Origin of the sequence: Pseudomonas fluorescens (assembly GCF_040448305.1) — a bacterium.
In the GTDB taxonomy this organism is placed as follows: Bacteria; Pseudomonadota; Gammaproteobacteria; order Pseudomonadales; family Pseudomonadaceae; genus Aquipseudomonas; species Aquipseudomonas fluorescens_BH.
The window spans coordinates 4,714,035-4,736,943 of sequence record NZ_CP148752.1; the positions used below are offsets into that span (position 1 = coordinate 4,714,035).

A 22,909-nucleotide genomic window follows, 5' to 3' on the forward strand; every position below is an offset into this window, starting at 1 on the left:
AGTCGCCCACAGCACCAATCACCCCCTGAAATGCAGGTCGGGCAGGTCTGACCTGGGCCATGAGGACGACATGATAAAAACAATAATCGCCCCACCAACACAACACCCTCGCACACAGCTTGTTCTATTGATGCTGGTTGGCGGATTGAGCGCACAAGTTAACGCCATGAGCTTTCAGCCAAGCGAAGACTTGAGCATCGACTGGGACACCACACTGACGTACAGCCTCGCCTGGCGGACCGAGTCTCGCGATCACAAACTGACCGCCAATGCCAACGGCAACGACGGCGACAACGCCTTCGACAAAGGCAGCCTGATCAACAACCGCAGCGGCTTTCTCACCGAAGCCAACATCAAGTGGCAAGACGACTACGGCGTGTTCGTGCGGGCGACGGGCTTCTACGACAACGTCTACGATCAGGACAACGACAACACCACCGGCACTTCCAACTGCTTCGCCGGCGGTCATTGCAGCAAACCCGACCGTTTCTCCCAGGACACCATCGACCAGCACCGCAATGAACTGCGCATGCTCGATTACTACGCCTATGGCACCTGGGACGTGGGCGGCCATGCCTTCAACGCGCGCTTGGGTAACCAGGTGGTGAGCTGGGGTGAGAGCCTGTTCTACCCAGGTATTTCCGCGGCCCAGAGCCCGGTGGACGCGACCAAGGCGACCACTCCGGGCGTCGAGGTCAAGGAAATCCTGCTGCCGGTCGGCCAACTGTTCACCCAGTTCGCCCTGACCGAAAGCCTGGGTATCCAGGCCTACTACCAATACAAGTGGGAGAAAACCGAGTTGTTCGGCGTGGGTAGCTACTTCTCCACCACCGACTTCATCGATGAGGGCGGCTTCAACGACGCCTCCGGTTTCATAACCCGTCTGAAGGACGACAAACCGAGCGACAGCGGCCAGTACGGTCTGGCCTTCACCTACGCCGCCGAGTCGCTGAAAAACACCGAGTTCGGCATCTACTACTCGCGTTATCACGACAAGACCCCGTCGCTGGACTTCGCATCGACCCTGGGCCGCTATCAGGTGCGCTACTTCGACAACATCGACCTGTTCGGCGCGAGTTTCGCCACGGTGCAGGGCGACGTCAGCTGGGCCGGTGAAGTCAGCTACCGCGACGGTACGCCGGTGATGGTCGACAACGGTTTCTCCAGCCCGGTGCGCGGCAAGACCATACAAGCGCAAACGTCGATGATCTACGTGCTCGGCCCGACCGCCTTCGCCGACAACACCAGCCTGACCGGCGAGCTGGTCTACAACACCGTGGTCAGCAACGACGAGTCGCAGCCGGTGACCCTGGCGCCGGGCTTCGCGCTGCCGGGAACCGACAGCCTGGTCTATGACCGCGATGCCTGGGGCTACACGGTGCAGGCGAACTTTGACTACAACAACGTGTTCAACGGATGGGACATGTCGGTGCCTGTCACCTTCAGCGCCGCCGCCCACGGCGACAGCTCGATGGTCGGCTCGATCAACGCCGGCCAGAACGATAACCGCGCCAGCATCGGCAGTTCGTGGCGCTACCTGGGCAACTTCACCGTCGAGGCCCGCTACAACGCCTACCTCGCCAGTGCCAACAACAGCCCGTTGGCCGACCGCGACAACGTCGCGCTCAACTTCAAGTACCGGTTCTGATTCCCCTGTCGGAGGAGCACAGCATGTCCAGATTCACCCAAACCTTACTGAGCACGGCATTGACCGTCGGTCTGCTCGGCAGCGGCCTGGCCTACGCCAAGGTCAGCCCCGAAGAAGCCGCCCGCCTGGGCCAGGACCTGACCCCGATGGGCGCCGAAAAGGCCGGCAACGCCGACGGCAGCATCCCGGCCTGGACCGGCAAATGGCGCGGTCTGCCACCGGGTCTCACGTTCGGTGGTGCAGGTACGCCGTACCCGGACCCCTATGCGTCTGAAAAACCCTTGTTCACCATCACCGCGCAGAACATGGGCCAGTACTCCGCCAACCTCACCGACGGCCAGAAAGCGTTGTTCAAGCGCTACCCGGACTCTTTCAAGATGCCGGTGTACCCGAGCCATCGCGACTTCCGTGTCGATCAGCTCACCGAAGACGGCATCAAGAAAAACGCCCTGAACGCGGAGCTCTCAAACGACGGCAACGACACCAGCAATGCCTTCGGTGCCTCGCCTTTCCCGATTCCGAAGAACGGCAACGAACTGATCCTCAACCACACCATGTCAGGGCGGTCCTTCACCGAAGAGGCCGTCTACCAACAGGCAGTGATCTATCCCGACAAAAATCGGGTGACGGAGAAGGTCGACTACAAGATCTTTTCGGTGTGGGCCGACCCCAAAAAGACCCTGGACACATCCGGTGGCATCCTCACGCACTTTTTGCTCACCACCCTGGAACCCGTGCGCAAGAAGGGTGAGATCGTCGTCGGTCACGAGTTCATCAATGCCACCGCCGAACCTCGGCAAGCCTGGCAATACTCCCCGGGTCAACGCCGCGTGCGCCGCGCGCCGACCGTCGGCTACGACTCGCCTAGCGGTGCGGGCGGCTTCCGGGTCTATGATGAAGATCGCTTGTTCAACGGCGCCCCGGATCGCTACAACTGGTCCATCGTCGGTAAAAAAGAGATCTACATTCCGTACAACAACTACAAGATCGACCAGCCTGACGTGAACATCGAACAGATCCTGTCCACCACCGGTCACATCAACCCGGATATCATGCGCTACGAGAAACACCGCGTGTGGATCGTGCAGGCCACGCTCAAGCCAAACGCACGGCACCTCTATGCCAAGCGTGTGCTCTACCTGGACGAGGACAGCTGGCAGGCCGCCCTGGCAGACAACTACGACAGCCGTGGGCAACTGTGGCGCACCAACATGCAAACCTCGATCTACGCCTATCACATCGAGCGTTTCCACTCCCGTCTGGGCATCTACCACGACCTGATCGCAGGCTCCTACCTGGTTGACCGCATGCTGGTCGATCAGAAACCGGCCAAGCTCAACGCCACCGCCTTCACCGAAGACGAATTCACCCCTGGCAACCTGCGCAAACTCGGCACCCGCTAAACTCACCGCGCCCCGACCGAATCATTCGGTCGGGGCGTTGTGCTTTGTAAAATCCGCTCCTTCCACGGAAGACTCCGCCATGAACAAACTCCTCACCGGCATCATCGCCATGGCCAGCGTTGGCCTGTCGCTGCAAGCCAACGCCCTGAACATCCTGCTGACCAACGACGATGGCTGCCGCGCACCCGGCATCGATGCGATGTACCGCGCCCTGACCGCCGCCGGGCACAAGGTCACGCTGGTCGGCCCGTTGAACGACAGTAGCGGCATCAGTGCTGCCAGCGTGGTCGTACCCGGCCAGGCCCTGGCGGTGACCGAACTGGCGCCAGGCCGGTTTTGTGTCGGGCCGCCAGAGGGCTACACCCCGCCCGCCGGCAAGACCTCCGCTATCGGCACGCCGGTGGATGCAGTCAACGTCGGCCTCGACGTGATCCTCAAGGATTCGCCGCCAGACCTGGTGGTGTCCGGCAGCAACTTTGGTGAAAACGTCGGCCCGCTGACGCAGATGTCCGGCACCCTCAACGCTGCAGTGCGCGCGATGTTCAAAGGGATTCCGGCGGTAGCGGTGTCCACCGGTATCGACATGGACCTGATCATTCGCGATCAGCAGGCGGGCTACCGCAAGACCCTCGGCGCCATGGACGACACGGCGCGCTTTGCCGTGAAAGTCATCGAACAGGCGAGTCTGGCCGGTACAGAAGCTAAACAGGCCTGCGCCAAGAACAAACATCAGTGTGATTTGAACGTGCTCGGCCTGCCGGGTGTCAGCGGCTTGAACCTCAACTACCCGCCCCTGAAACCCGCTGAAGTCAAAGGCGTGAGCTTTGCGCCGATCGGCAACTGGGATCGCGTGAACTTCACCTCACAACGCGGCGCCGACGGCGTGGTCCACGTCAACCTGGCCCCGCCGTCGACACCGACAGAAGTCCAGCAAAAGGCCGATGCCTATCAACTGTGGCAAGGCTACGCCGTGATCACCGTGATCGACGGCAACATGGCCGCGCCGCAGGCGATGCAGGATCAGGCGAAGGAGATGTTGCGCGGGATCAAGCCTTAAGCCAAAGCAGAACCTGAGGGTGTACGCAACATCTGTGAACAACCGAAATCATTGTGGGAGCGGGCTCGCCCGCGAAGAGGCCGGCACATTCGACATCGATGTCGCCTGACAGACCGCCATCGCGAGCAAGCTCGCTCCCACAGGGTTATCTGGTGTGCGCAACATCTGCGGCTATCCAAAAATCATTGTGGGAGCGAGCTTGCTCGCGATGAGGCCGGCACATTCAATATCAATGTCGCCTGACAGACCGCCATCGCGAGCAAGCTCGCTCCCACAGGGTTAGCGGGTGTACGCAATATCTGCGGCTATCCAAAAATCATTGTGGGAGCGAGCTTGCTCGCGATGGTGGCAACGCGGTTACGGATCAAACCCATATCGCGTCCCACAGCGGGTAATCGCCCAGCTTCTCCACCAATCCAGCACGTAACGGGTTGGCGACGACATATCGAGCAAGCTTTACCAGGTCCTCATCACGCCTCAACGCCCGATCATGATAGCCCTGCTGCCAAAGACTGCCTTTACGTCCGACGGACATGTTCACGGCCCGCGTACTCAATGATTTGGTTTTTTGCATCAGCTGACTGAGTGAGCACTGCTGCAGTTCGATCAACCAATGAAAATGATCGGGCATGACGACCCAGGCTAAAGAGTTCGCCCAGTATTGTTCCTGTGCATATTGAAATTGCTTGACGACCAGCCTGCCCAAACCGAAATCCTTGAAAACCGGTTCTCGATCCAGCGTATTGCTCGTCAGCAGGTAAATCCTGTTGGGTTCAGGATAGCGGCCTGTGCGCAGGCGGTGTGAGGCGGGTAAATCCGGCATTCCTTTGCCCTCTCCATGGTGAATTCAGGAGGAAAGCTAGACCGGTGGATGCTTAAGCGTTGGGTCAGCTTTTGACTGGATGTGACCAATCGATAGCCATCGCGAGCAAGCTCGCTCCCACAATGATTTCGGCTGCTCGCAGATATTGCATACACCCATTAACCCTGTGGGAGCGAGCTTGCTCGCGATGAGGCCGGCCCATTCAACATCAATGTCGCCTGACAGACCGCCATCGCGAGCAAGCTCGCTCCCACAGGGTTTTGTGTTGGCTTTAGATAGCCGGTTGAAACGGCACGAACTCCGTCACTTCCAGATCAAACCCGGAAACGGCGGTGTACGGTACCGGTGAACTCATCAGGCGCATTTTGCGCACATTCTGGTCCCGCAGGATCTGCGCGCCGATGCCCAGGGTCCGTTGCGGAAAATGTGGCGCCCGATGCTTGCCTCCACTGCGCTGACGCAGTTGTTCGAGCACGCCCTCGGCGGATTCCTTTTGCGCCAGCAGCACCAGCACACCGCTACCGGCCGCCGCGATACAGGCCAGCGAACGGTCCAGGGTCCACTGTTGCGGCCCGCCTTCGCTTTCACAGCCCAGCACATCACGCAACGTCTCGATGCTTTGCACCCGCACCAGCACCGGTTGCGTGCTGTCGATCCGGCCCTTGACCAGCGCCAGGTGCAACGAGCCCTGGTAGGTGTCCTGATAGGTGGTCACCTGGAACTCGCCGTGGCGAGTATGCAACGGATATTCGCCGCCGCGTTCGATCGTGCCTTCATGCAGGATGCGATAGTGGATCAGGTCGGCAATGGTGCCGATCCGCAAGCCATGCCGCTGGGCGAAGTCATGCAACTCGGCGCCACGGGCCAGCTCGCCGTCCTCGTTGAGAATGCCCACCAGGGTTGCCGCCGGTTGCAGCCCCGCCAGTCGCGTCAGATCGCAAGCGGCCTCGACATGACCGGCCCGCTGCATCACGCCACCGGGCAAGGCTTGCACCGGGAAGATATGCCCCGGTTGCACCAGGTCCGCCGGTACGCTGGCCGGGTCGACCGCCACCTGGATCGACCGCGCCCGGTCTGCCGCCGAGATACCCGTGGACACCCCGGTAGCGGCTTCGATCGAGCGGGTAAAACCCACGCCATGTTGCGCTCGGGAGTTGGGCACCATCAGGTCCAGGCCCAGCGCGCGGCAGCGCTGCTCGGTCAGGGCCAGGCAAATCAGCCCGCGCGCCTGCACCGCCATGAAGGTGACGGCCTCGGCCCCGGCCTGTTCGGCAGCCATCAGCAACGAGCCTTCGCCGTTGTGTTCGTCGTCGGTGATCACCACCATCCGACCGGCGCCGATGGCCTCGATCAGTTGCGGCACCGTGTTGAAAGCCAGGCCGCTCATTTGAGCGCCCCGCGCAGGTCGGCCGCCGCATCGGACAAGGACTGTGCCGCGCCTTCAACAAACGGCGCCATGCTGATAAAGCCGTGGATCATGCCGTCACAACGCTGGACGCGCACAGGCACTCCGGCCTCGCGCAAGCACTCGGCCATTGCCTCGCCTTCATCGCGCAATGGGTCGAATTCGGCGGTAATCAGGGTCGTTGGCGGCAACCCCGTCAGGCTCTCGGCGCGCAGTGGCGAGGCCAATGGATCATCCGCCTGCCCGACGTCTTGCAAATATTGTTGCCAGAACCAGCGCATCATCCCGGCGGAAAGCAGATAGCTCTCGGCGAAGTCTTCGAAGGACTGACTGTCGCAACCTGCGTCGGTAACGGGATAGAACAGGCACTGATAACTGATCTTCGGCCCCCGGCGCTGTACCGCCAACTGACTAACCGCCAGCGCCAGATTGCCCCCGGCGCTGTCCCCGGCCACGGCCAGCCGGCTGCCATCGACGCGCAGTTCAACCGCGTGCTCGACCAGCCAGCAGGTGGCCGCATAACAATCGAGAGGTGCCGCCGGGAACGGGTGTTCCGGGGCCAGTCGGTAAGCGACCGACACCACCACCGCCTCAGTCTGGCGGGCCAGCGAGCGGCAGAGATTGTCGTGGGTATCGAGATTGCCCATGACGAATCCGCCGCCATGGAAAAACACCAGCAATGGCAGATCAGGTTGTTCCGATGGCCGGTACAGCCGTGCGTCCAGTTCACCGTCCGCGCCGGCCACCCGCAAGTCGCGCACCTCGCTCATCGGTTCGCCGGGGATGGCCGGCAGCAGGTTGTCGGAGAACTGCCGGTATTGAGCGGCATCGACCTGGCTGAAATCGGGCTCCGGAATGTCGCGAAACTGCTGGAGAACCCCAGCGATCTGCTTATCGAGCGGCATGGGCATCGTCCTCTACGTCGGCCATTTGAAACTGCGGATTGGTCTCGCCCAGAATGCTTTGAACCCGACGCTCAAGGGCCGGCTTGAAACCCTTGTGGGGCAGGATCCAGAAGCGTTTTTGCGCAACGGCGGCGAACACTTGCGCGGCCAGCTCCGCCGGGGTCATGCCTTGGCGAATGGTGCTGTCGAGCAGTTGACTGAAGTCGGATCCGGCGGTGTCCACCACCTGGTTCGACGCCATGATTTCACTGGCCACCGGCCCCGGGCACAGCACCGAAACCGACACCGGCGCACCGAGCATGGCGAGTTCGTAATGCAGGGTTTCCGAGAGCGCGACCACGGCCTGCTTGGTCACGTTGTACGGTGCCATCAGCGGACTGCTGACCAGCCCGGCAAGGGACGCGGTGTTGATCACATGGGCCGCCCGGCCCTGGCTGAGCAACAGCGGCACAAAACTGCGAATGCCGTTGATCACGCCGTTGAGGTTGACGTCGAGCATGCGCTGCCATTGTGCCTCGGTGATTTCCCAGCTGAAGCCGGTTTGCATCACTCCGGCGTTGTTGAACAGCAGGTCGACCCCGCCAAAGTGCTCGACAGCCCGGTCACGCAAGCGCTCGACCTGCGTTACATCACCGACATCGGTGACGCAGGCAATCGCCTGCGCACCACGGGCCTGCAATTCGTCGCACAGGGCTTGCAGGCCCGCTGCATCCCGATCCGCCAGCACCAGGCGCATGCCCAGCGTCGCCGCGTGTTCGGCCAGACCGCGGCCAATACCACTGGCGGCCCCGGTAATCACCGCTACCGGCCCTTGTTCATTACTCATCGCCAACTCCTGCCATGGGTCCAATGTCGCCAGTAGAGCGGGCCAGCCAAAAGCAGCCATCGTCCATTCAGACGATGCCCGCTTTTACAGGGGCGGCAGAATCCGTTACATGCGCCAAACCCGTGATCCCTTGGGAGAATAATAAGATGAGTACCCTGCACCGCATCGAAGCCAAACTGCTGGAAGACCGCTACGCCCGTGGCTGGCATTGCCTGGGCCTGGCCGCGCAATACCGCGACGGCAAGGCCCACCGCCTGGAGGTGTTCGGCACCCGTCTGGTGGCGTTCCAGGGTGAAGACGGCGATCTGCATATTCTTGATGGCTACTGCCCGCACATGGGCGCCGACCTGAGCACCGGTTGCGTCGAAGGCAACTCGATCCGCTGCCCGTTCCACGCCTGGCGCTGGGGCGCCGACGGCGTGTGCGATGACATCCCCTATGCCAAGCGCATCCCGCCACGGGCCAAAATCAAAAGCTGGCCGATCATGGAAGAAAACCAGCTGCTGTTCGTCTGGAACGACCCCGAAGGCAACCCGCCGCTGCCGGAACAACGCATTCCGCGCATCGACGCCTGCTATAACGACGAATGGGCGGCGTGGGAAGTCGCCGAGCTGCAGATTGGCACCAACTGCCGCGAACTGATCGACAACATCGCCGACATGGCGCACTTCGGTACCGTGCACGGCGCGCCGGTCGAAGAGTTCATCAACATTTTCCAGGGCCACCTGGCCACCCAGATCATGCGCGCCCGCAGTGAGCGCCTGTCCGGCGACAGCGTGCTGACCACCGAAGCCACCTATTTCGGCCCGGCCTATCAGATCACCGAAATGAACGGCGCCATGAACGGCCAGCCGATCCATTCGATCCTGCTCAACTGTCACGTACCGATCGACCTCGATAGCTTCACCCTGCGCTACGGCGTACTGGTGAAGAAGATCCCGGGGCTCAGCGAAGAGCAGAACCAGGCGATGGCCAAGGCCTACGTAGCGCAGGCGCAGGCAGCCTTCTACGAAGACGTGGCCATCTGGCACAGCAAGACCCGCGTCGACAACCCGCTGCTGTGTGACGGCGACGGTCCGGTCTATCAGTTGCGCCGTTGGTACGAGCAGTTCTACACCGACGTCCAGGCGCTGTCGGCGGACGTTGCCGAACACAAGAAGTTTGTCGTGCGCGCCAGCGAACGGGTCTGACGCCAGCGGCTTTTCGCCCGCCCCGGGCCTGATCGGCAGCCGCCTGTCAGGCCCTGAGCCCGAGCGTTGCAAGGAGTCGATACCGGCGCTTATTCTCGGCCACCGCCAACGCTAATAATAAAAACGGTTTTTCCCCATGCAGCAGAGCCTCAGCCTCGATACGTTCAGTGATTTGATCGGCAACCTCTATCAGGGGCCGCTGGAAACCATTCCCTGGGCGACTTTTCTCAATCAGCTCAATGTGCATCTGAACAGCAAGTACGTGACCTTCATCCTGCGTCCGCCCAGCGCCCACGTGGACGGCCTGATGGTCAACACCACCGGCACCTCGACCGAGGCGACCGCGTCGTACAACACACATTTTTTCAGCCTCGACCCGTTCGTCGACCTGCCCAACCGCCAGGTCGTGACCCTCGCCGAGTTCGTCTCCAATGACGACTGGCAGAATTCCGAGTTCTACAAGAACTTCCTTGAACCGGTGGACGTGTTCCACATCCTCGGTGCCGACATCAACACCGTCGACGGCGCCCAGTGCCGCATTCGTATCAGTCGCGGACGTGACGACAAGCCTTTCGGCAATGAAGAAAAGGCCATGCTCACGCATTTCATTGCGCACCTGGAACGTTCGATCAAGATCCACATGCAACTCAACCGCATCGAAGCCGAGCGCAATCTGTACGCCGGCGCGGTGAACCAGATGGCGGTCGGCACGATCATCCTCGACGAGTCCGGCAAGGTCCTGCAGACCAACCAGGTCGCCGACCGGCTGATCCAGGAAAAGGACGGCATCAAACTGGTCAACGATGGCCTGCAGGTCGGTACGGCCCGGGACACCCAGGAGTTCCGCCGACTGGTCAAGCAGTCGCTGCTGTCGCAAAAGAGCGGCAACCCGTCAGTGGTCGAGGCTCTGCGCGTACAGCGGCCGTCCGGCAAAGCGGATCTGGGGATCATCGTGCGCTCAGTGCCGCTGAGCGATTGGAGCGAAGGCAAACAGTGCCCCACGGTGGTGATTTTCATCAGCGACCCCGAGCAGCAGTCCACCGCACCCCAGGATATCGTCCGCGCACTGTTCGACTTCACCCCGGCGGAAACCCAGCTGGCGATGTTGCTGGCCAACGGCTTGACCCTCGACGAAGCGTCGGAAGAGCTGGGCATCAGCCGCAACACCTCCCGGGCACACCTGCGCTCGACCTTCTCCAAGACCGGCGTGACCCGCCAGACCATGCTGGTGCGCCTGATCCTGCGCAGCGTGGCGACACTCGGCTAACCCTCATTGCCGCCCTCGTCCGCTCGGACGATGGCGGCTCCCGTTGTACAGCGCACAGTGTCTTTATCCCAAACAGGGGACTGCCCCATGCGCAACTGCCCAACCATCCTCAAGACTGAACTGCTGGCGCAAAGCGGCCACTTTCAGATCGAAGCCCTGCACCTGCAATTCAGCAACGGCCAGCAGCGGGTCTACGAACGCCTGCGCGGCACCGGTTATCGCTCGGTGATGCTGGTGGCGATGCCCGATCCAGAGCATGTGCTGCTGGTGCGCGAATACGCGGTCGGAGTGGAGAAAACCATTCTTGGCCTGCCCAAGGGTGGCGCCGAGCCCGATGAAGACTATTTGCAGGCGGCGCAGCGCGAGCTGAGCGAAGAAGTCGGAATGCGCGCCGCCCGCCTCACCGAACTGGGCGAGCTGACGCTGGCACCGGGGCATTTGTGCCATCGCTACCGGGTGGTACTGGCCGAACAACTGAGCCCCTGCCAACTGCAAGGCGACGAACCCGAACCCCTGGAATGTCTGCGCGTACCTCTGGCGCAGATCCCCGAACTGGTGGCCCGTGGCGAACTGCACGAAGCCCGGGCGATTGCGGCGCTGTTCATGGCCATGGGCGCCCTTGCCCGACGCGGCTGACATCCCCCCAAAAAACCTGTGGACCACCCAAATCACTGTGGGAGCGAGCTTGCTCGCGATGAGGCCGGGACATCCAACATCTGTATCGCCTGACACTCCGTCATCGCGAGCAAGCTCGCTCCCACAGGTTTTGCGCAGGTTCTAATTCACCGAGTAGTCCATTCGGACGAAGCCATTCGCGAATCGCCGCCATAACCTGTCTCTACAACAATAAAACCGTGTCGAGACTCATCATGCGCAAAACTACTTGTGCTCTATTCATCATCCTCTGTGCGGGTGCTTCCACCAGTCTGTGCCAGCTGTTCAAGAACGAAGCCTACCGACCGACCACGGCCTACTTCAGCTGTTCGAGCACGGCGATCAATTGCTATCCGCCCGTGGTGCGCAATCTTCTGCCTTGAGCGCGGTTTCCACCGGCCATAAAAAAACCACCGAATCATCGGTGGTTTTTTCGTTGCCGCAATAATCAGGTCGGCAGTACACCCCTGGCCCGCGACAGGGTCAGCGCCAGATCTTCGATCATATCTTCCTGCCCCCCCACTGTGCCTCGCCGCCCCAGCTCCACCAGCAGCTCACGAGCAGCAATCCCGTACTTCTGCTCAGCCCGCTTGGCAAACAGCAGGAACGAACTGTAAACCCCGGCATAACCCAACGTCAGCGCATCACGGTCGAGACGGATCGGCTGGTCCATCATCGGCACCACCAGGTCTTCGGCCACGTCCATGATCTTGTACAGATCGACGCCACTGTTGACGCCCATGCGCTCCAGCACCGCGACGAACACTTCCAGCGGTGTATTGCCCGCCCCCGCGCCAAGGCCTGCAACGGATCCGTCGATGCGCGCAGCACCGGCCTCGATGGCGGCCAGGGAGTTGGCGATGGCCATGCCCATGTTGTGGTGGCCGTGGAAACCGACTTCGGTCCTGGCGTTCAGGCCGGCACGCAGGGCCCCGATCTTTTGCGTCACTTCATCGGGCAGCATGTAGCCGGCCGAATCAGTGCAGTAGATGCAGTTGGCGCCGTAGCTTTCCATCAGGCGCGCCTGCTCCAGCAGTTTCTCCGGGCTGACCATGTGCGCCATCATCAGGAAACCGACGGTGTCCAGGCCCATCTTCGCCGACATGCCAATGTGCTGGCCGGAGACGTCCGCCTCGGTGCAGTGTGTTGCCACCCGAATGGTCGACACGCCGTGTTCATGAGCCATCTTCAGATGGTCGAGGGTACCGATCCCCGGCAACAACAGGGCCGAAACCTTGGCCTGTTTCATCTGCGGGATCACCGCGGCGAAGTACTCCTCGTCACTGTGGGCCGGGAAACCGTAGTTCAACGACGCACCGCCCAGGCCGTCGCCGTGGGTGATTTCGATCAGCGGCACGCCCGCGGCATCGAGGCCGGTGGCCACTGAGACCATTTGTTCAATGCTGATCTGGTGCTGCTTGGCGTGCATGCCGTCGCGCAGACTCATGTCGTGCAGACGCACGCTCTTACCTTGCAAATTCATGGCGTTTCTCCACTCAACGGACGGGCAGTTGCAGGGTGCCCTTGTGGGCTTCTTCGGCGAACATCTCGGCGGTGCGCAATCCGGCGGCGGTCATGATGTCGAGGTTGCCGGCGGACTTGGGCAGGAAATCGCCGAGGCCTTCGACCTCGATGAAAATCGACACTTTGCGTCCGTCGAACACCGGCCCGTTGATCAGCTTGTAGCCCGGCACATAACGCTGAACTTCGCGGACCATCTCCAGCACCGAGGTGCGGATCGCGTCCTGGTTCGGCTCGTCATCTGTCAGGCAATGAATGGTGTCGCGCATCATCAACGGCGGCTCGGCCGGGTTGATCACGATGATCGCCTTGCCGCGACGGGCGCCGCCGATCTTCTCCACTGCGCCGGCGGTGGTGCGGGTGAATTCGTCGATGTTCTGCCGCGTGCCCGGGCCTACCGAACCTGAGGACACCGTGGCGACGATTTCGCCGTAGCTCACCGGTTGCACCCGCGACACCGCCGCCACCATCGGGATGGTCGCCTGGCCGCCGCAGGTGACCATGTTGACGTTCATCGCCAGGCTCGACGCGTGCTCCTTGAGGTTGACCGGCGGCACGCAGAACGGGCCGATGGCCGCCGGCGTGAGGTCGATCATGATCACGCCGAGCTCGTTGAGCTTGCGGCTGTTTTCCGCGTGCACGTAAGCCGAGGTGGCGTCGAAGGCGATGCGAATGTCATCGTCGAGTACGTGGCGCAGCAAGCCGTCGACACCACCGGCGGTGGTTTTGATGCCCATTTCCCGAGCACGTTTCAGGCCTTCGGATTCAGGGTCGACGCCGACCATCCACACCGGCTCGATCCATTGCGATCGGCACATTTTCATCAGCAGATCGGTGCCGATGTTGCCCGGGCCGATAATGGCCGCTCTGAGTTTTTTGCTCATTGGGTCAAACTCCAAAAGTCAGGCGCAGAAAGACACCCGGGCACTGCCCAGGACATCAATGGTCAGTTCAAAACGGTCGCCGGCACGGGCCGGTTCCAGCGGCACCAGAGAGCCGGACAGAATGATTTCCCCGGCCTTGAACGGAATGCCGAAGGCACCGAGGGTGTTGGCCAGCCAGGCCACGGCGGTCAGCGGATTGCCCTGCACCGCCGAACCCAGGCCTTCGCTCAGGGGCTCACCATTCTTGAACACACGCATGCGCAAGTTCGGCAGGTCCAATTCACGGGGGTCGACCTTGCTGTCGCCCAGCACGAATACGCCGCAGGAGGCGTTGTCAGCGACCGTGTCCTGGATGCGGATGCGCCAGTCGTGAATCCGCGAGTCGACGATCTCGAAGCACGGCATCACGTATTCGGTGGCGGCCAGCACGTCGGCCTCGGTAATGCCGGGGCCGACCAGGTCATGCTTGAGCTTGAAGGCGATCTCGCCCTCGGCACGGGGCTGGATCAGTTTGTTGGCGGACAGGGAAATCCGGGCATCGTCATCGAACGACATCTGCCGCGTGATGAAGCCGAAATCCGGCTGATGCACGTTGAGCATCTGCTGGACCGCCGCCGAGGTCACGCCGATTTTTTTGCCGACGATCTGGTCACCGGCCGCCACCCGACGCTCAATGGCGTACAGGGAAATGTGATAGGCGTCTTCGATGCTGATCGACGGCCAACGCTCGGTCAGCGGCGCCAGGGTGGAGCCGCTGAGCAGTGCCTGATAAAGCTCTTCGCCGAACTCACGGCGCAATTGCACGCTCATCCGCGGGCCTCCTGAAGAAACGCCAGGCACTGGCTATTGAAAAAGTCACGGTGCTCGACCTGGACCCAATGCCCGCACTCGCTGAGCATCACGAATCGGATTTTGCTGCAGTGTTCAAGCATGGTCTGGGCACCGGAAGACGGGCAGAACTTGTCGTTCATGCCCCAGAAACCGAGGATCGGGCACTGCAACTCGCCCAGGCGCGACGTCATGTTCGGCACCTGCATGGTCGACAGCACGCACACCGGTTGCTGTTGCACCACGGCCACGCGCTCGTTGACCGTTTCGTCGCTGATCAGGCTTTCGTCGAACAGTTGCAGGGCCAGCAGGCGACGCATACCCGCCGCATCGTTCAGCTCACCCTTGGCGAAAGCCGCACCCATTTTCTGGATGCCTTCCATCTGCAGGTAATACTGTTCCTTTTCCATCAGGCCACCGGGCGCCATCAGCACCAGACGGCTGACACGCTGCGGTTGGTCGAGGGCCAGTTTGATCGCGATCGCGCCGCCCAGGGAGTTGCCGACCAGCACGCAACGCTGGATGTCCAGGGCGTCGAGCAGACCGCTCAGGGCTGCGACAAAGAAGTCCAGGGTGTAGAGGGTGTCGGGTTTGTCCGAAGCGCCGTAGCCCGGCAGGTCCGGGACGATCACCCGGTAACCGGCCTCGGCGAACACCGGGTAGTTCTGCTTGAAATTGCTGTGACCGCTGGCACCCGGCCCGCTGCCATGGATGAAAATCACCGGCTCGCCGTTGCCGGTGTCTTTGTAGTGCAGCTGCAAACCATCCGGCAGCGTAACGAAGTGCCCTTGCGCTGAAGCGCCCATAAGGTGTCCTCCCGGCCTGTTGTTGTAGCGGGATTATTCCGAGGGGCCGGGTCGCCAACATCGTCCGACAGGACTACCTAGTCCCTTTGGACGTTGGCCTGTCGGGGTTGCAGACCTAGCATCGACGGCATTCCCGAGCGACAAAAAGAGAATCCCCATGCTTGATCCGATGGACTTTCGCGGCAAAGTGGTACTGGTTACCGGCGGTGGCAAAGGCGTGGGGCGCGGCATCAGCCAGCGCTTCCTAGACTGCGGCGCCGAGGTGGTGATCTGCGGTCGCGAAGCCCCGCAAACCTTGCCCGCCAGCGGCGGACGCGAGGCGCTGTTCCTACCCTGCGACCTGCGGGACGTCGAGCAATCCGGGCGCTTGATCGCGCAAATCGTCGAGCGCTTCGGTCGTCTCGATGTGCTGGTCAACAACGCTGGCGGCTCACCGAATGCAGACGCGGCCACGGCTTCGCCGCGTTTCAGTGAAGCGATCATCCGCCTGAACCTGATCGCACCACTGAACCTCTGCCAGCAGGCCAACCAGGTGATGCAAGCCCAGGCCGAGGGCGGTGCGATCATCAACATCTGCAGCGTCAGTGCCACCCGCCCTTCCCCCGGCACCGCCGCTTATGGCGCGGCCAAGGCCGGCCTGCTGAACCTGACCACTTCGCTGGCGGTGGAATGGGCGCCGAAGGTGCGGGTCAACGCCGTGACTGCCGGGCTGATTCTCACCGAGCAGGCGGCCATGCATTATGGTGACGACGCGGGCATTGCCCGGGTGGCGGCGACCATCCCGTTGCAACGCCTGGCGACCCCGGAGGACATTGGCGACACCTGCCTGTACCTGGCTTCGAAGCTGGCCCGTTACGTCAGCGGCGCGGATATCGCAGTGCATGGCGCGGGTGAACGCCCGGCGTTTCTCGATGCGGCCCAATCCCATTCATAAGAGGACTTTCGACATGCCCGTAGCCAGCCACAGCGTTGTGCTGAACCTCACGCCACAAGCCGCCTGGGCCAAACTACGCGACCTGACTCTCGCCCCGCACTATGTGCCGGGGTTGACCGGTTGCCAGTTTCATCCCGGCGCAACGGAGGGTGTCGGTGCCAGTCGCCGGGTGTTGCGCAAGGGCGGTCAGTATCTGGATGAAAGCGTGGTGCAGTGGCACGAAGGCACGGGGTTCGTGCTGCGGTTGCACAAGGGCGGTAATGACTCGCCCTTTCCGTTTCGCGAGGCGAGTTTCAGTTATGCCTTGCAAGCCGAAGGCAACGCGACCCGCGTCACCCTGCAAATGCGATACAGCCTGCGCGGCGGCAGGCTGATGGAATTATTTTTGGGAAAAGCCTTCAACAAAGTCGTGCGGCAGATTGCCAAGAACCTCAAGGTTTACTATGAAACCGGCCGAACGCAGAATCCGGATTTGGCTGTCAGCATATCCAACATCGATGTTGCCTGACACGCCGCCTTCGTCGGAACGCCGCCCGGGGCAAGCCCGCTCCCACAGGGGATTGGGGATACTCGCAATGTCGGCGTCACCACAAAAAACTGTAGGAGCGAGCCCGCTCGCGATGAGGCCGGCACATTCAACATTGATGTTGCCTGTCATGCCGCCATCGCGAGCAGGTTCGCTCCCACAAGGGGGGATCGGGTTGTACGCTAATGCCAGGTTCACCACAAAAAAACTGTAGGAGCGAGCCTGCTCGCGATGAGGCCGGCACATTCAACATTGATGTTGCCTGTCATGCCGCCATCGCGAGCAGGCTCGCTCCCACAGGGGGATCGGGTTGTACGCTAATGCCAGGTTCACCACAAAGAAACTGTGGGAGCGAGCCTGCTCGCGATGAGGCCGGCACATTCAACATTGATGTTGCCTGTCATGCCGCCATCGCGAGCAGGCTCGCTCCCACAGTGTGGATGGGGTTGGGCCACCTCTGGAGTGAGCGGCCCTCAGGAACGCGCCACTTCCGAGTGAGCGGTAAAACGGGTGGCGACAATCTTCCATTGCCCGGCGATACGCTGGTAACGGTCCTGATAGAAGCCACCCAACTGCCGCGTCGCCCCGCTCTCGCCATCCAGGTTGAAATACCACAGGGCCCAACGGCCCTGGGCCTGATCCTCGTTCAGCACCTCGATTTCCGGGTTGGCGCCGTGATGCAGGTCGATCACCCGCTCATGGCAGGCCAGTTCGCGGTACAGCGCGACAAAACTGTCGCGCTCACGAAAGATCCCCAGCGGCCCGTAATCGATCAACACTTCACCTTCGGCAAAGCAGTCGGCAATCACCTCGACCTGCTTGAGGTCGCAGGCGTTGAGGTAGCGATGCTTGAGCTGGCGGATATCCTCCAGCGCTTCCAGGCGGGCGATCCGCTGTTCCAGGTTCATGCTGCACCTCGCGCAGTTACGTTAACTTCACTCCAGTAGGCTTTCATCGAGCGGATCTTGCCGTCGGCATCGAACTCCATCACGTCGATCACATGCAGCGAGCACGGTTGCCCGCCCCACTCCATGTCGACCCGGAACGGCATCGCGCCGCAACCGTTGAGCGTCGCGCGCACCGGGCCGGTCTGGGTTGCCGAGACCTTCATCGCCCCCAGCCCTTCACGGTAAAAGCGCGCGATGGCGTCGATGCCCTGCAACGGCGCCTGGCCGACCGGGTCTTCAACGGTGGCGTCTTTGGCGTAGAGCGCGAGGATGCCCTCGATGTCGCTGGCATCCACCAGTTCCACGTAGCGAGCCATGGTCGCCTGAATCTGTTGAGCGCTGATCATTCAGACCACCTCGAACAGAGCAGCAGCGCCCATGCCGCCACCGATGCACATGCTCACCACCACATAACGCAAACCGCGACGCTGGCCTTCGACCAACGCGTGGCCGACCATCCGCGCCCCGGACATGCCGAACGGATGGCCAATGGAGATCGCCCCGCCGTTGACGTTCAGGCGCTCTGCCGGAATGCCCAGGGTGTCGCGGCAGTACAGCACCTGACAGGCGAACGCTTCGTTCAACTCCCAGAGGCCGATGTGGTCCATGGTCAGGCCGTGGCGCTTGAGCAGTTTGGGGATGGCGTACACCGGGCCGATGCCCATCTCGTCGGAATTGCAGCCGGCGACAGCCATGCCGCGATAGATCCCCAGCGGTTCCAGGCCACGTTTCTCGGCCATTTTCGCGCTCATCAACACCGAGGCCGACGCACCGTCGGACAACTGCGAGGCATTACCCGCGGTGATGAAACGACCCTTGTCGCTCCACTGACCGCCCGGCCATACCGGCTCCAGCGCCTTCAGGCTCTGGAGGGTGGTGTCGATGCGGTTGCACTCGTCGCGCAGCAAGGTGACGGTTTCATAACGGGTTTCGCCAGTGGCCTTGTCGAACAGTGCCTTGCGGCTGGCCAGCGGCGCCAGTTCACGGTCGAAGCGCCCGGCGCTCTGGGCCTGTGCGGTACGCAACTGGCTCTGGTAGCTGTATTCGTCCTGCTCGTCGCGGGAGATGCCGTAGCGCGCGGAGACGATCTCGGCGGTTTCGATCATCGGGATATAGGCGTGCGGGTCCAGCTCGATCACCGAACCCGATTGATTGCGATACAGGTTCTTGTGTTTGTTCTGCACCAGGGAAATCGACTCCAGGCCACCGGCCACGGCGATGTCGATTTCGTCGCACATGATGCCCTTGGCGGCCATGGCGATACTCATCAGGCCCGACGAGCACTGGCGCTCGACGGCCATCCCGGCCACCGATGCCGGCAAGCCGCCGGCAATCGCGCACAGGCGGCCCAGGTTATAGGACTGCGTGCCCTGCTGCGCCGCGGCGCCGATGATCACGTCGTCCACTTCACCCGGCTCGATGCCGGCACGACGCACGGCTTCGCGCACCACGTGGCCGCCCAGATGCGGCGCTTCGGTGTCATTGAACGCACCGCGAAAGGCTTTGCCGATCGGAGTGCGGGCGGTCGAAACGATGACGGCTTCTTTCATGCTGGATTCCTCGAAAATGCTGTTGAAGGTCAGGCCGGGTAATAGCGACTGATGGTGTCGACCACGCAGCCGGGGCGTTCCTCGCCGTCGATTTCGACGCTGACGCGGATGGTCGCCTGCACGCCGCCCTTCACTTCCTCGACCGCGATCAGTTGCGCAGTGCCGCGCACCCGCGAGCCGACGCGCACCACCGAGGGGAAGCGCACCCACTCACAGCCGTAATTGACGCCCATGGCCAAGCCACGGACTTCGACGATCTGCGGCAGGAACAGATTGACCAGCGACAGGCTCAGGTAACCATGGGCAATGCAGGTGCCAAACGGGCCGCTGGCGGCCTTGACCGGATCGACGTGAATCCACTGGTGATCGCCGGTGGCGTCGGCAAACAGATTGATTCGGGCCTGATCCAGCAGCAGCCATTCGCTGACGCCGAGCTCCTGGCCCACGGCGTCGAACAAGGCCATCGGCGTGTCGAAAATACGTGGCATGGTCACGCCCTCTGGCTCGACACCGACAACACTTCGCCGGTCATGTAGGAGCTGTAGTCGCTGGCCAGGAACATCATCACGTTGGCCACTTCCCAGACTTCGGCGGCGCGGCCGAACGCTTCGTTGGCGGCCAGTTGATCGAGCACCGCCTGGGGTGCGGATTTGCGCAGGAAATCGTGCAGGGCAATGCTCGGGCTGACCGCGTTGATGCGGATGCCGTAGTCGGCGGCCTCGACTGCTGCGCAGCGGGTCAGCGCCATCACGCCAGCCTTGGCGGCGGCGTAGTGCGCCTGTTCTTTCTGCGCGCGCCAACCCAGCACCGAGGCGTTGTTGACGATCACTCCGGCACGTCGCTCCATCATTTTCGGCAGCATGGCGCGGGTCATGCGCATGGTGCCGGTGAGCGTCACGTCGATGACCCGATTCCACTCTTCATCGGCCATGTCCACCAGCAACCGCGAGCCGCCGAGGCCCGCGTTGTTGATCAGCACATCGACGCCTTGCAGGTCACGCTCGGCGCAGGCAATCAGGTTTTGCACCTGGGCTTCGTCGGCGACGTTGCAGACCTGGCCGAACACCTGTTGCAGCCCGGTGGTTTCACGAACTTTCAGCACCGCCTCGGCCAGCCGGCCTTCATGGATATCGCTGATCATCAGCGCGCGGCAACCTTCCTCGGCGGCGCGCACGGCGGCGGAAAAACCGATCCCGGCGCCTGCGGCGGCGGTGATCAGTACCGACTTGCCGCGCAGCAGGCCGCGACCTTCAACATATTGAGGTACAGACATGAACTCTCTCCTTTCAGGTGCGCGGACGCGGCTCTTTGGGCATGCCCAAGGCACGCTCGGCGATGATGTTGCGCTGGATTTCGTTGCTGCCGCCGTAGAGGGTGTCGGCGCGGCTGAACAGGTACAGCGACTGCAAACGGGTCAACTGGTAAGGCGCGGCTTCGAGCAATTCCGCCTCGGCGCCGAGAACGTCCATCGCCAACTTGCCGAGGCTGGCGTGCCAGGTCGACCAGAACAGCTTGTAGATGGTCGCCTCCTTGCGCAGCGATCCGTCCTGGCTACCCGAGAGCATGCGCAGCGAGTTGTAGCGCATGATCCGCAACCCGCTCCAGGCTTCGGCCAGGCGCTGACGCAGGATCGGATCGCGGTCGGCGCCATTGGACTTGGCGATGGCGATGATTTCGTTGAGCTCGTTCTGGAACTGCATCTGCTGGCCGAGGGTCGACACACCCCGCTCGAAACCCAGCAGCGCCATGGCGATCTTCCAGCCTTCGCCCGGCGCGCCGATGATGTTGGTGGCGTCGGTGCGGGCATCGTCGAAGAACACTTCGTTGAATTCCGAGGTGCCGGTGAGCTGCTCGATCGGTCGTACGGTGATTTCCGTCTGGGCCATCGGCACCAGCAGGAACGACAGACCGCGATGGCCGACGCTGCCCGGTTCGGTTCGGGCGATGACAAAGCACCAGTCCGATTCATGGGCCAGGGACGTCCAGACTTTCTGGCCATTGATAATCCAACTGCCGGTGGTTTCATCCAGCGTTGCGCGGGTCTTGACGTTGGCCAGGTCAGAGCCGGCGCCCGGCTCTGAATAGCCCTGGCACCAGAACGACGTACCGCTGACGATCCCCGGCAAAAAGCGCTGTTGCTGTTCGACCGTGCCGAATGCGGCGATGGTCGGCCCGGCCAGGCCTTCGCCGATATGGCCCATGCGGCCGGGGCCGCCGGCGCGGGCGTACTCTTCGTTGAAGATCACCTGCTGGGTGATCGAAAGGCCGCGCCCGCCATGCTCCGGCGCCCAGCCGACGCAGGTCCAGCCGCCTCCTGCGAGCTTGCGTTCCCAGGCTTTGCGCTCTTCGGGAAACATGTGTTCGTCGCCCGGACCGCCGCGAAAACGCAGGGCCTCGAACTCTCCGCAGAGGTTGGCGCTCATCCAGTCGGCCACTTCCCGGCGGAAGCGCTCGTCCTGCTCGCTGAAACTGATTTTCATGGCTGCTCTCCCAGAATCACCGAAGCAATGCGCTCGCGATGCCAGGCGGGTAGCCCGAGGAAACTCTCGCTGGCGCGGGCGCGCTTGAAGTAGAGGTGCGGGTCATATTCCCAGGTGAAACCGACACCGCCATGCAACTGGATCGATTCGGACGCGCAATGGAAATAGGTCTCGGAGCACTGTGCCTTGGCCAGTGCCGCCGCCAGCGGCAGTTCGGCAGCGACCTGGGGATCACCCTGGGGATCGAGGACTTCCTGGGCCACGCACGCGGCGTAGTAACTGGCCGAGCGGGCGCATTCGACTTGCAGCATCATGTCGGCGGCGCGGTGTTTGAGAGCCTGGAAACTGGCGATCGGGCGACCGAACTGCTGGCGCTCCTGCATGTAGGCCACGCTGAGGTCGAGCACCTGCTGCGCGCCGCCGGTCTGCTCGGCGGCCAGGCCGATGCAGGCCAGTTGCAGGACGCGCTCAAGGTGCGACCAGCCGTTCCCGAACTCACCCAGCAGGCAGTCGGCTTCAAAGTACAGGCCCTTGAGCTGGATCCGCGCCTGGCGCCGGGTCTGGTCCATGGTCGGCAGCATTTGCCGTTCGATGCCTGCGCGTACGGCGTTTACGGCAAACAGGCTGATGCCCTTTTCGCCAGTGGTTCCGGGTTGGCGTGCGGCAATGATCAACAAGTCGGCGCCGTGACCATCGAGCACATGCTTGAGGGTGCCGTCGAGGGCGAACCCGTCGCCTTCGGCCACCACCGTTGCCTGGACATCGTCGGCGGACCAGCCATTGGCACTGCTGAACGCCAGGGTCGCGGTCACGCTGCCATCGGCAATCGACGGCAACCAACGTTGCTTCTGCTCATCATTGGCCGCCAGCAACAGCGCAGGGGTGGCCATGCAGGCGGTGGCGAAAAACGGCGAGCACAGCAAGCGCCGGCCCATCTGTTCCAGCAGGATCGTCAGCTCGACAAAGCCGAGGCCCAGGCCGCCATAGGTTTCGGGGATGTGAATCGCCGGCCAGTACATTTCCTGGCACAGACGCTGCCAGAGGGCTTCGTCGAAACCCCGTTCGCTGACCATTGCCGCGCGCACGGCGGCAGAATCCGAGACATCGGCGAGGAAACCCTCGGCCGATGCGCGGATCATTTCCTGTTCGTCGCTGAATGCAAACTCCATCGCGGCGCCTTCTGCTCGTTTGGCGGGGCGCGCGTGGCGCAACACCCCTTTGAGCATGAAGTTTGGCGCCAGCAGGACGCGGCAGA

24 protein-coding genes are annotated in these 22,909 nt (G+C 62.3%); 9 read left to right on the forward strand and 15 right to left on the reverse strand.

Annotated features, from left to right (window positions below):
• Positions 1-166: 166 nt before the first annotated feature.
• The 3 genes from WHX55_RS21365 (at position 167) to WHX55_RS21375 (ending at position 4,108) form a co-directional block, all read left to right on the forward strand.
• Positions 167-1,648, forward strand: a complete 1,482-nt coding sequence (locus tag WHX55_RS21365) for a DUF1302 family protein (RefSeq protein ID WP_353741254.1) — start codon at positions 167-169, stop codon at positions 1,646-1,648.
• Between the two features lie 23 nt (positions 1,649-1,671).
• Entirely contained in the window at positions 1,672-3,051 is a 1,380-nt protein-coding gene (locus WHX55_RS21370; RefSeq protein WP_150753067.1) for a DUF1329 domain-containing protein, read from the forward strand.
• A gap of 79 nt (positions 3,052-3,130) precedes the next feature.
• Positions 3,131-4,108 carry a 5'/3'-nucleotidase SurE gene (locus tag WHX55_RS21375; protein ID WP_353741255.1) on the forward strand — a complete coding sequence of 326 codons (978 nt, stop codon included), beginning with the start codon at positions 3,131-3,133 and terminating at the stop codon, positions 4,106-4,108.
• Positions 4,109-4,472: 364 nt separating this feature from the next.
• On the opposite strand, the gene WHX55_RS21380 is transcribed toward WHX55_RS21375, so the two are convergent.
• From WHX55_RS21380 to WHX55_RS21395, 4 genes are all read right to left on the reverse strand, one after another.
• Positions 4,473-4,931, reverse strand: a complete 459-nt coding sequence (locus tag WHX55_RS21380) for a transposase (RefSeq protein WP_150753069.1) — start codon at positions 4,929-4,931, stop codon at positions 4,473-4,475.
• A gap of 271 nt (positions 4,932-5,202) precedes the next feature.
• Entirely contained in the window at positions 5,203-6,318 is a 1,116-nt protein-coding gene (locus tag WHX55_RS21385) for a 3,4-dihydroxy-2-butanone-4-phosphate synthase (RefSeq protein WP_353741256.1), read from the reverse strand.
• Positions 6,315-7,241: an alpha/beta hydrolase gene (locus tag WHX55_RS21390; RefSeq protein ID WP_150753071.1), complete on the reverse strand. Its 927-nt coding sequence runs from the start codon at positions 7,239-7,241 to the stop codon at positions 6,315-6,317. Before WHX55_RS21390 ends, WHX55_RS21385 begins: the two co-directional genes overlap by 4 nt.
• A complete protein-coding gene (locus tag WHX55_RS21395; RefSeq protein ID WP_150725843.1) occupies positions 7,228-8,067 on the reverse strand; it encodes an SDR family NAD(P)-dependent oxidoreductase in 840 nt (279 codons plus the stop codon). Before WHX55_RS21395 ends, WHX55_RS21390 begins: the two co-directional genes overlap by 14 nt.
• 146 nt (positions 8,068-8,213) lie before the next feature.
• Between WHX55_RS21395 and WHX55_RS21400 the strand changes: the two genes are divergently transcribed.
• From WHX55_RS21400 to WHX55_RS21415, 4 genes are all read left to right on the forward strand, one after another.
• A complete protein-coding gene (locus tag WHX55_RS21400; protein WP_150725842.1) occupies positions 8,214-9,257 on the forward strand; it encodes a Rieske 2Fe-2S domain-containing protein in 1,044 nt (347 codons plus the stop codon).
• A 136-nt stretch (positions 9,258-9,393) separates the two neighbouring features.
• Complete coding sequence (locus tag WHX55_RS21405) at positions 9,394-10,524, forward strand: helix-turn-helix transcriptional regulator (RefSeq protein ID WP_353741257.1); 1,131 nt, start codon at positions 9,394-9,396, stop codon at positions 10,522-10,524.
• A gap of 87 nt (positions 10,525-10,611) precedes the next feature.
• Positions 10,612-11,160, forward strand: a complete 549-nt coding sequence (gene nudE, locus WHX55_RS21410) for an ADP compounds hydrolase NudE (protein WP_150759523.1) — start codon at positions 10,612-10,614, stop codon at positions 11,158-11,160.
• A gap of 233 nt (positions 11,161-11,393) precedes the next feature.
• Positions 11,394-11,561, forward strand: coding sequence for a hypothetical protein (locus WHX55_RS21415; RefSeq protein WP_185754840.1), 168 nt, complete (start codon positions 11,394-11,396; stop codon positions 11,559-11,561).
• Positions 11,562-11,626: 65 nt separating this feature from the next.
• Here WHX55_RS21415 and dmpG read toward each other — a convergent pair whose 3' ends face one another.
• From dmpG to WHX55_RS21435, 4 genes are read right to left on the reverse strand one after another with little or no spacing between them, the layout of a single operon-like run.
• Complete coding sequence (gene dmpG / locus WHX55_RS21420) at positions 11,627-12,661, reverse strand: 4-hydroxy-2-oxovalerate aldolase (RefSeq protein WP_353741258.1); 1,035 nt, start codon at positions 12,659-12,661, stop codon at positions 11,627-11,629.
• 13 nt (positions 12,662-12,674) lie between these two features.
• Positions 12,675-13,583, reverse strand: a complete 909-nt coding sequence (locus WHX55_RS21425) for an acetaldehyde dehydrogenase (acetylating) (RefSeq protein ID WP_353741259.1) — start codon at positions 13,581-13,583, stop codon at positions 12,675-12,677.
• A gap of 18 nt (positions 13,584-13,601) precedes the next feature.
• A complete protein-coding gene (locus tag WHX55_RS21430) occupies positions 13,602-14,393 on the reverse strand; it encodes a fumarylacetoacetate hydrolase family protein (RefSeq protein WP_353741260.1) in 792 nt (263 codons plus the stop codon).
• Positions 14,390-15,217, reverse strand: coding sequence for an alpha/beta fold hydrolase (locus tag WHX55_RS21435; protein WP_150753075.1), 828 nt, complete (start codon positions 15,215-15,217; stop codon positions 14,390-14,392). Before WHX55_RS21435 ends, WHX55_RS21430 begins: the two co-directional genes overlap by 4 nt.
• A gap of 157 nt (positions 15,218-15,374) precedes the next feature.
• Here WHX55_RS21435 and WHX55_RS21440 point away from each other — a divergent pair, with 157 nt between their 5' ends.
• Positions 15,375-16,151: an SDR family oxidoreductase gene (locus tag WHX55_RS21440; protein WP_353741261.1), complete on the forward strand. Its 777-nt coding sequence runs from the start codon at positions 15,375-15,377 to the stop codon at positions 16,149-16,151.
• Between the two features lie 13 nt (positions 16,152-16,164).
• Complete coding sequence (locus tag WHX55_RS21445; protein ID WP_353741262.1) at positions 16,165-16,659, forward strand: SRPBCC family protein; 495 nt, start codon at positions 16,165-16,167, stop codon at positions 16,657-16,659.
• A gap of 491 nt (positions 16,660-17,150) precedes the next feature.
• Here WHX55_RS21445 and WHX55_RS21450 read toward each other — a convergent pair whose 3' ends face one another.
• From WHX55_RS21450 to WHX55_RS21480, 7 genes are read right to left on the reverse strand one after another with little or no spacing between them, the layout of a single operon-like run.
• Entirely contained in the window at positions 17,151-17,585 is a 435-nt protein-coding gene (locus tag WHX55_RS21450) for a nuclear transport factor 2 family protein (protein ID WP_150753078.1), read from the reverse strand.
• Positions 17,582-17,971 (reverse strand): steroid Delta-isomerase, encoded by a 390-nt coding sequence (locus WHX55_RS21455; RefSeq protein WP_150759528.1) that lies wholly within the window; start codon positions 17,969-17,971, stop codon positions 17,582-17,584. Before WHX55_RS21455 ends, WHX55_RS21450 begins: the two co-directional genes overlap by 4 nt.
• On the reverse strand, positions 17,972-19,174 hold the full coding sequence (locus WHX55_RS21460; RefSeq protein ID WP_150753080.1) for an acetyl-CoA C-acyltransferase: 1,203 nt from the start codon (positions 19,172-19,174) through the stop codon (positions 17,972-17,974).
• 29 nt (positions 19,175-19,203) lie between these two features.
• Positions 19,204-19,662, reverse strand: a complete 459-nt coding sequence (locus WHX55_RS21465) for a MaoC family dehydratase (protein ID WP_353741263.1) — start codon at positions 19,660-19,662, stop codon at positions 19,204-19,206.
• A 2-nt stretch (positions 19,663-19,664) separates the two neighbouring features.
• Positions 19,665-20,447, reverse strand: coding sequence for an SDR family oxidoreductase (locus WHX55_RS21470; protein WP_150715876.1), 783 nt, complete (start codon positions 20,445-20,447; stop codon positions 19,665-19,667).
• A 13-nt stretch (positions 20,448-20,460) separates the two neighbouring features.
• Complete coding sequence (locus tag WHX55_RS21475; RefSeq protein ID WP_353741264.1) at positions 20,461-21,654, reverse strand: acyl-CoA dehydrogenase family protein; 1,194 nt, start codon at positions 21,652-21,654, stop codon at positions 20,461-20,463.
• A complete protein-coding gene (locus tag WHX55_RS21480) occupies positions 21,651-22,823 on the reverse strand; it encodes an acyl-CoA dehydrogenase family protein (protein ID WP_353741265.1) in 1,173 nt (390 codons plus the stop codon). Before WHX55_RS21480 ends, WHX55_RS21475 begins: the two co-directional genes overlap by 4 nt.
• Positions 22,824-22,909 lie beyond the last annotated feature (86 nt).

What these genes read in the sequence shown, in the direction of transcription:
- WHX55_RS21365 (WP_353741254.1), top strand. Translation starts at nt 167, where the DNA reads ATGAGCTTTCAGCCAAGCGAAGACTTGAGCATCGACTGGGACACCACA.
- WHX55_RS21385 (WP_353741256.1), bottom strand. Translation starts at nt 6,318, where the DNA reads ATGAGCGGCCTGGCTTTCAACACGGTGCCGCAACTGATCGAGGCCATC.
- WHX55_RS21405 (WP_353741257.1), top strand. Translation starts at nt 9,394, where the DNA reads ATGCAGCAGAGCCTCAGCCTCGATACGTTCAGTGATTTGATCGGCAAC.
- WHX55_RS21450 (WP_150753078.1), bottom strand. Translation starts at nt 17,585, where the DNA reads ATGAACCTGGAACAGCGGATCGCCCGCCTGGAAGCGCTGGAGGATATC.
- WHX55_RS21445 (WP_353741262.1), top strand. Translation starts at nt 16,165, where the DNA reads ATGCCCGTAGCCAGCCACAGCGTTGTGCTGAACCTCACGCCACAAGCC.
- WHX55_RS21395 (WP_150725843.1), bottom strand. Translation starts at nt 8,067, where the DNA reads ATGAGTAATGAACAAGGGCCGGTAGCGGTGATTACCGGGGCCGCCAGT.
- WHX55_RS21390 (WP_150753071.1), bottom strand. Translation starts at nt 7,241, where the DNA reads ATGCCGCTCGATAAGCAGATCGCTGGGGTTCTCCAGCAGTTTCGCGAC.
- dmpG (WP_353741258.1), bottom strand. Translation starts at nt 12,661, where the DNA reads ATGAATTTGCAAGGTAAGAGCGTGCGTCTGCACGACATGAGTCTGCGC.
- WHX55_RS21400 (WP_150725842.1), top strand. Translation starts at nt 8,214, where the DNA reads ATGAGTACCCTGCACCGCATCGAAGCCAAACTGCTGGAAGACCGCTAC.
- WHX55_RS21470 (WP_150715876.1), bottom strand. Translation starts at nt 20,447, where the DNA reads ATGTCTGTACCTCAATATGTTGAAGGTCGCGGCCTGCTGCGCGGCAAG.
- WHX55_RS21415 (WP_185754840.1), top strand. Translation starts at nt 11,394, where the DNA reads ATGCGCAAAACTACTTGTGCTCTATTCATCATCCTCTGTGCGGGTGCT.
- WHX55_RS21460 (WP_150753080.1), bottom strand. Translation starts at nt 19,174, where the DNA reads ATGAAAGAAGCCGTCATCGTTTCGACCGCCCGCACTCCGATCGGCAAA.
- WHX55_RS21430 (WP_353741260.1), bottom strand. Translation starts at nt 14,393, where the DNA reads ATGAGCGTGCAATTGCGCCGTGAGTTCGGCGAAGAGCTTTATCAGGCA.
- WHX55_RS21455 (WP_150759528.1), bottom strand. Translation starts at nt 17,971, where the DNA reads ATGATCAGCGCTCAACAGATTCAGGCGACCATGGCTCGCTACGTGGAA.
- WHX55_RS21435 (WP_150753075.1), bottom strand. Translation starts at nt 15,217, where the DNA reads ATGGGCGCTTCAGCGCAAGGGCACTTCGTTACGCTGCCGGATGGTTTG.
- WHX55_RS21480 (WP_353741265.1), bottom strand. Translation starts at nt 22,823, where the DNA reads ATGGAGTTTGCATTCAGCGACGAACAGGAAATGATCCGCGCATCGGCC.
- WHX55_RS21425 (WP_353741259.1), bottom strand. Translation starts at nt 13,583, where the DNA reads ATGAGCAAAAAACTCAGAGCGGCCATTATCGGCCCGGGCAACATCGGC.
- WHX55_RS21375 (WP_353741255.1), top strand. Translation starts at nt 3,131, where the DNA reads ATGAACAAACTCCTCACCGGCATCATCGCCATGGCCAGCGTTGGCCTG.
- nudE (WP_150759523.1), top strand. Translation starts at nt 10,612, where the DNA reads ATGCGCAACTGCCCAACCATCCTCAAGACTGAACTGCTGGCGCAAAGC.
- WHX55_RS21475 (WP_353741264.1), bottom strand. Translation starts at nt 21,654, where the DNA reads ATGAAAATCAGTTTCAGCGAGCAGGACGAGCGCTTCCGCCGGGAAGTG.
- WHX55_RS21465 (WP_353741263.1), bottom strand. Translation starts at nt 19,662, where the DNA reads ATGCCACGTATTTTCGACACGCCGATGGCCTTGTTCGACGCCGTGGGC.
- WHX55_RS21440 (WP_353741261.1), top strand. Translation starts at nt 15,375, where the DNA reads ATGCTTGATCCGATGGACTTTCGCGGCAAAGTGGTACTGGTTACCGGC.
- WHX55_RS21380 (WP_150753069.1), bottom strand. Translation starts at nt 4,931, where the DNA reads ATGCCGGATTTACCCGCCTCACACCGCCTGCGCACAGGCCGCTATCCT.
- WHX55_RS21370 (WP_150753067.1), top strand. Translation starts at nt 1,672, where the DNA reads ATGTCCAGATTCACCCAAACCTTACTGAGCACGGCATTGACCGTCGGT.